The organism is Rhodopirellula maiorica SM1 (assembly GCF_000346295.1).
Classification (GTDB): domain Bacteria; phylum Planctomycetota; class Planctomycetia; order Pirellulales; family Pirellulaceae; genus Novipirellula; species Novipirellula maiorica.
Genome location: NZ_ANOG01000264.1, coordinates 1 through 6,806 on the forward strand (window position 1 = coordinate 1; position 6,806 = coordinate 6,806).

Here is a 6,806-nt window from a genome sequence, read left to right on the forward strand (position 1 = left end):
TAGTTTCGCGATGGGGGTATTTGCAATGATTGCCGAAGTTTTGAGTCAGCTGGGCGAACCGTTTACAGGAGAGGAATTGTTCGACCATCTGTCGGATTGCGTGTTTTTTATCAAAAACACTGAGGGACAGTATCTTGTGGTCAACAAAACCCTCGTCGATCGTTGTGGGGTTCAGAGCAAACAGGATCTGATCGGACGTACCGCCGAGCAATTGCTGCGTGCTCCGTTGGGGGCTCGGTTTACGGACCAAGACCAGCGAGTGATTCATACGGGGAAGCCGTTATTGTCCCAGTTGGAGCTGCACGTGTATCCGTCCGGGGCGGTCGGGTGGTGCATGACCACTAAATTGCCGTTAAAGAAACCGAGCGGTACTGTGGTGGGGTTGGTCGGGGTGTCCCAGGATCTTCGTGTGCCCAATAACGAAGCGGAGGAGTACAGCCAGATCGCGGCAGCGCTAAAGCATGCGAAAGAAAACCTATCGACGCCGCCTGCGGTGGCAGAGTTGGCGTCGATTGCAAATATGTCGCGGTATCAGCTCGATCGACGGATGCGTCACATTTTCGGGATTACTGCAGGGCAATGGTTGATGAAGGCGCGGATCGATTTAGCCGAAGGACTGCTGGCGGAAACGAAGACTCCGATCGCCGCAGTCGCCTTAGAGGCTGGCTATTCCGACCAAAGTGCGTTCACGCGTCAGTTTCGGATGACCACAGGATTGTCCCCTCGCGAATATCGCGCGGCAAGATCGGCGAAAGAATAACGGCTCGGACGGCGACCTGATGCTAGAACAATTTTTGGATCTAGGCCCTGCCCTTGACGATGTCGTTCAGGACGTTCATCGCTTCCTCGGCACGTTCGCTCGGTACAAAGAGATGATCGTGGAAGTAGGCCGAGATCGCGTTGACGCTGATGCCTCGGCGGGCGAGTTTGTCGGTCACCGCAGCCAAGAATCCAACGGCTTCGAGGCTGGAGTGAACCTTCAGAGTGATCATTCTGCAGGGATACGCGAAGTCGAGTCTCTTTGTCTCCGCTTCGCTCTTCGCAAGAATCAGTGTCAAGCCTTCAGGTTCAATGAATTGACCGATCGCAGAAAAGCAGAGCTTCGATGCGGCTTCGGGGTCCGATGCAACTTCGGGGGCCATCGTGCAAAACACGAACTCGCCCATTTGTAGTTCAGGCTCCATTTTTTCCAGCAACGTCTGAAGATCGGTTTCGCCGTTCATGGGGAATACAGGACGAGTTTGCTGGCAGCGGATGACACGATTAGGAAATCAGACGCATGGCTTGCTTGGCGATTTGCTGCAGCGCGGCTTTGTCAAAACTGCCACGGCCCATCACTCGCATGCCAACCACCAATGCAAACAGCGCTCGGGCGGTGGGGCGTGCGGCAACGGTTGCCGGGATTTGGTTCCGCTTTTGCCCCAGCTTGATTTGTCGCTCAAAGAATTGAGTGAACTCCTTCAGTGCCGACGATACGATCGCTTGGGATTGTTCGTCGTGGTCGCCCAGCGTCAGCGACGTGTTGATCAAGAAGCATCCCTTCTTTTCAGGATCTTCGAGCGATTGTTTTACAATGGCATCAAACAAGACAGAGAACGCCTTCAGCGGATCATCGATCGCTTCGAGCTGTTTTAACAAGACACATCGCTGCTCGGTGTCATACTTCAGCAGCGATCTGGCAAACAGTTCCTGCTTGCCGGCAAACGCATTGTAGAGACTGCCGCGTTGGATTCCGGTCGCGGTCGTTAAATCCGAGATCGACGTAGCGGTGTATCCCTTTTGCCAAAAAACGTGCATCGCTTTGTCGATGACATCTTTTTCGTCGAATGATTTTTCCCAAGGCATCGGGAGCTGTTTCCCTGATCGAGTTGACGGCACGATTGTAGCTTGTTTGTACTTATCGGTCAAATCAATCCGATTCCCTTTCCGTAGGTTAGCCGCTTTGCCGCTCGCAGGCTGTTGATTTAATCGAAATGCAAAACGCGTTGGTGAGCCGAGGGCCGTAAGGCACCGGGTAATGCGTGGAACCCGGACGCTCACGCGCGATCGGCTCATTAAATCAACAAACAGCCCGCTAGCCACGGTTCCGACAATCAACCGCTTTGGCCAACGCTGTGAAGCATTGATGCCCCGTGACTTGCGAGGTTTTGTAGCGGCAAGGCACAAGCCCAATGCCATCTACTTTGGCAACCACCTGGAGACGCTCAAGTAGTGGGATTCGCCAGAATTCCCCTCTTTGCTGTTGAAACACCAGGAACTCTGGCGAGTCCCACTACGAAAGTAGATGACATTGGGGTCGCGCCGTGCCGCTACCAAAGTAGATGACATTTGGCACAAGCCCTCCGGTTCCTCATCCCGACCAAACACCGGACGGCTCGCGCCCTGCCGCTACAAAATGCTTCACAGCGAGCGACCAAACGGCTAACGGTATTTCACCCAATGATTCCTGCCTGCTTACAATTTTTCCCCAGACGCGAGTACGCTTTCTGCGTTTCGGGAGTAGCCGTGCGTATCTCGAAGGGGCATGGGGGGGATTGTCGAGCATCGATCGACCATCACCGCATTGCAGTGGCATGCTTTGAGCACTGTTTCACTTCAGTGCAGCGAGTCGATCGTATACGAAAGAGACTTGCCCCATACGGATTGGATCGCAATAAGAAATGGCAAAATGATTGGCGGGTAAAATGATTAAATACCGGACCACCTCGATCTTGGAAATCATTTTGCCAAATAATCATTCTGCCAAACCTACGCACTCAAATACCTCGAGGAACAGTCCCCGTAACATTTGAGGATTTGCATATCAAGTGATGCAATTTAGGCGTTCGCGACGAGCAAATGCACTCGACGATTGCGCGGGCGATGCGTTTGGGCGGCATGCTGGTCAAAGAGGGGACTGGATTCTCGCCCACAAAAAACGCAAGTCCACCTTGCGGCGGCCAACTGCAGCGTCACTCCACTCGGGTGCAGTGTGCGGAATTCTCGGGATTAAGTCCTGAAACCTTTGTTTTTTGGGGGTGTGCTTTACCGGCTCACCCTGCAACGTTGACAGCTAAATAATTGCCGCTCAACGGCTTGTGTTAGATTTCGCGTCCTGCATGCCACCTGCTATTGGGGGGGCAACGTTGGGCTTTTGTCCTGCAAGGTCTGTCGGCGTAGGTTCCGACAGGCGGACGGATCGACAAGGCGCAGACGGTTGGCTGCCCACTAACAGAAAAGGATGACTCGCGGCGGCCTGGACATCGTCGTTTCGCTCCGGTACATCGGGATGACACCCCTTAATTACCTCCGTCACCTTTGATTGGTCTCGTCACCTTTGATCGGTCTGCCTCCTGCAATTGGCCGAAGCAATGCTAAAAGACACCAAGCGACCAACAAAAACAACGAGAACGCTAAGATAATCGCAACGAAGGAGGTCTCGTCGAAATTTCTCAGTGCGTCTACGAGCATCCAACACGACAAAAACAAAACAGTACCGCACCACAGAGATGAAGCTCGCCATGTCCATTGCCCGCCGGAAATGACTTGACGGCTACAGATTATGCCTACCACTCCAAGGGAAAAAACAACGCAACCGGTCAAAAATGCTTGCACACTTGAAAACAAACTCGTTGCGACAAGCCCGACGCTAAAGAAGACAACGATCACCCCCACAATCGCAAGAATAGTCGATGCGACTTCCAAAGATCGCCAGCCTTTTCGATCACTCATCTTCCGTCACCGTGCCTGATGCAATCAAGCCGTGTTCGCCTACAAGGTACGTTCCAGACTCGGTAAGCAAGTTAATCACTACGGGAGCCTTGCGCGTGTGCTGACCAACGATCCTGGTGAAAACTTCGTTCTGATTCCGAGACACGAATTCTTGAGCTCTAAACTCATGGGGCAAGATCCATTCACGACCGGTGAATAGCGGGTGCCCGTCGGTAACCTCGACTACCTCCGAGGTGCCAACCTCAAGTTGGTTCAACCAATATTCTCCGTCGTCGTGCAACAGCACTTGCTTGACTCTTGTTGCTTCAAACCGACTTAGGTTGAAGTTAAAGCCGTAAACCATGTCGCCGACAGAAACTTCAGCGATTTTCTTAGGACCAATAGGCGTTGGTACTATTGTGTCTGGAGCAAAACAAGGGAAATGCGACTTGGGAAAGACGGGAGGATCGGTTGAGGGTGGAGACGGACTTGTAAGCGATTGCGTGCAAAACGCTTGCTGGATGTACCACGCTGCACGCTCGCACCCCTCTCGCTTTTCAGCATCGTCCGGATAATCGCTCGCACACCCACCATGCTCCGCGTTGTATGCATCTCGACACAATATTGCAGCACAAGGAAGCCATTTCAAACACGTCTTGAATGTCTGATTTGGAACGCATTCATCGTGGCGTTTACACGCTGCGTCAAGTGAATCCTCTGGTTGCCCAGGACCGTTCAGCGTCAAGCCGCAATACTTTCCCCAGACTGCAAAATAGTTCCAAGGCCGTCGAGGGTCAGAATTGTCCGCGTCCGATGTCTCTGGTGTGGATGGATAGTTGGGATCCCAGGGTAGCGGTCCAGGAAGTACTGGGGGTGATGTGCCTTCTGGATCAACCAAAGTCAAAGGTTGTGAAAGGACGTACTCAAAAAGATTCCAAGGACTCCCCTCGAACCCAATCGGGTCTCTGGAGCAAGACTCCAATCGTCGGCGATCACCGTAAATGCAAGTCGGTTTGCTAGTGCGTTTTGCGGTCGTTTCGAGGCAAGCTCGGCGCTTGTTGGCGCCTGAACACCTCGCGTGCGCGCGAGTGCGTTTTTTGAGGTTCGGACGGCGGATCGTAGATGCGGTTTTCACAATCTCGATTGTATCCGATGACGCGTCGACGGATGCAGGTAGGCGGTAAGCGGTTTTTCTTCAACAGCCGGTCCGCGCACCGTCACGACGCAGCTTGCGCAGGAACGAGCAGCTAACCCACTGCGAGTGCGTTCCACCCCAGGTTTGCGGCAACGTGCCGAAGATTACGACGACATCTTGTCCGCCAACAGAAAAGGATGACTTGCGGCGGCCTGTGGCAACGCCGCTTCACTCTGGGGCATCGTGCCAGTAACTCGTTATTGAGTCCTGACACCTTTGTTTTGTCTGACACCTTTGTTTTGTCCTGCCGAAAGTTGCGACGCACTTCGTGTGCGTCGCACGAGTCGCTTTGCTCCCCGAAGTCGCGCGTGGTCGGCATCCAGCCGAAAAGCATGGCGGACATCCTGCCCGCCAAAGAAACAAGCCGCCTCGCGGCGGCCTGTTGAAAGCGTCGTTTTACTCCGGTGTATCATCGGGATTACTCATCAAAGAGTCCTGACCCCGTTGATTTCTCCTGACCCCGTTGATTTCTCGTGAAGCGTTTCCTTCCATCTTGCTTTACCAGAGACGCTTAATTCGTTTGATAATTGTTTCATGCTGGCTCACCTTGTTGGGTGCGTTTCCGCTAGCGACCATTTCATACGCCTTTCGGTAGAATTCGGTCGCTGCCCTGTAGTCATAGTCTTCTCTAGCTTGCTCGGCTGCAGCCTGAGCAATCAGGACGTCCCCATTTTCTTGCATGGCGTCAGTCGCAATCCTGTAAATATCGTCTATTGCCCTCGGGTCGGAATCATTCCCAAAAGTGCTTGCGAGATAACGTACTGTACTGATCAGACCGGCAATGTCGACTCCTCCCTCGCTTTGGTGCAGAGCGATAGCTTTACTGTACCATCGCCGCGCTTCATTTAAGTCTGAACGAGATTGCTCAATGATTCCCATTTGGTGGTAGGAAGAAAACAACCCAGGTTTGTCTTGAGCATTCTCTTTGATTTGCAGTGATTTGCAAAGCCATTCCTTTGCGAGGGCATGATCACCCATTGCGTTGATCACGGCAGCCAGGCTATTGCATGTCTTGGCGTATTCTAAACCCGATGCCTCGTCGGTTTGGCCAACGAGTTCGATCGATTTAAGATAGGCAGATTTCGCGTCTTCCAATGCGCCCGACTGATAGTGGACGAGCCCAAGTAAATCGAAGGCGATCGAGGCATCGTAGAAACAGCCTCTGCGTTCCAGACTAATTCCGGCATTCTCACAGAGAGACGATGCGTTCGCGTAGTCTTTGTTATTTAGAGCTGAAACAGCCTCGTTGTAGTATTGGTGGTCGGCTACGTCTGAATTTGACATATGCAACTCGCTTGCAGAAGAAATCTGTAGTTAGTTTGGTGCCGCGTGACAGGGAGGATCAAAAAGCGGTCCCCCTTGCGGAGTTCTTGGTTGTAGTGTTTCAGGTCCCGGAAGAAGATTAGATGGAGGGCCTCTCGGACCGCCTGTAGGTGCTCCCGGCGATCCAGGTGGCATCTCAACCGTGGGGTCTGAAGGTTTGCCACCGGCGGTGTTTTTTAGTCGTTGGCTTAGATATCCGAATCCATCTCCAAACAGTCTTGCAAGTCTCGACACAGCGTCTCCCCCCACCCGCAATTGGTCGCTTGCATACCGCAATTGAAACCGCGATGAACAAAGTTTCGGCCTTGTCCTCCAAGTCATTGCTTCCGTCATCTGGATGCTGAGTAGGCGGTGCTCCAGGCCCTGCCGAGATCCAGATGTCAAGCCCGAACGGATCGATCATCCCAGTTGGCTGAGAAGATACATACTCGTACAAGTTCCATTTGCTCCCCTCAAACCCGATCGGATCTCTGGAGCAAGATTGGAACGGGGGCAGTCATAAGTGCAGGGGCGGGCATCGTCGGTGTAGGCGGGCTATACGTCGCGGTCGCGGAGACGCTTCTGCAATCCTGCCAGCTGGGTCGTAAGTGCGCCAATG

5 protein-coding genes are annotated in these 6,806 nt (G+C 53.1%); 1 reads left to right on the forward strand and 4 read right to left on the reverse strand.

All coding sequences use genetic code 11. From position 1 onward, the window contains the following. Window positions 1-25: 25 nt before the first annotated feature. Window positions 26-760, forward strand: coding sequence for an AraC family transcriptional regulator (locus RMSM_RS08280; RefSeq protein ID WP_008694109.1), 735 nt, complete (start codon window positions 26-28; stop codon window positions 758-760). 40 nt (window positions 761-800) lie between these two features. Here the strand turns inward: RMSM_RS08280 and RMSM_RS08285 are convergent, their stop codons facing one another. The 4 genes from RMSM_RS08285 to RMSM_RS08310 all read right to left on the reverse strand — a co-directional run bounded on the left by RMSM_RS08285 (window position 801) and on the right by RMSM_RS08310 (window position 6,169). Further along, entirely contained in the window at window positions 801-1,223 is a 423-nt protein-coding gene (locus RMSM_RS08285) for an ACT domain-containing protein (protein ID WP_008694110.1), read from the reverse strand. A 40-nt stretch (window positions 1,224-1,263) separates the two neighbouring features. Beyond that, window positions 1,264-1,845 carry a TetR/AcrR family transcriptional regulator gene (locus RMSM_RS08290; protein WP_008694112.1) on the reverse strand — a complete coding sequence of 194 codons (582 nt, stop codon included), beginning with the start codon at window positions 1,843-1,845 and terminating at the stop codon, window positions 1,264-1,266. 1,858 nt (window positions 1,846-3,703) lie between these two features. After that, the gene (locus tag RMSM_RS39680; protein ID WP_144057483.1) at window positions 3,704-4,339 is read right to left on the reverse strand and encodes a Hint domain-containing protein; all 636 of its coding nucleotides are present in this window, start codon (window positions 4,337-4,339) and stop codon (window positions 3,704-3,706) included. A 1,044-nt stretch (window positions 4,340-5,383) separates the two neighbouring features. Then, entirely contained in the window at window positions 5,384-6,169 is a 786-nt protein-coding gene (locus RMSM_RS08310) for a tetratricopeptide repeat protein (RefSeq protein WP_008694123.1), read from the reverse strand. Between the last annotated feature and the right edge of the window lie 637 nt (window positions 6,170-6,806).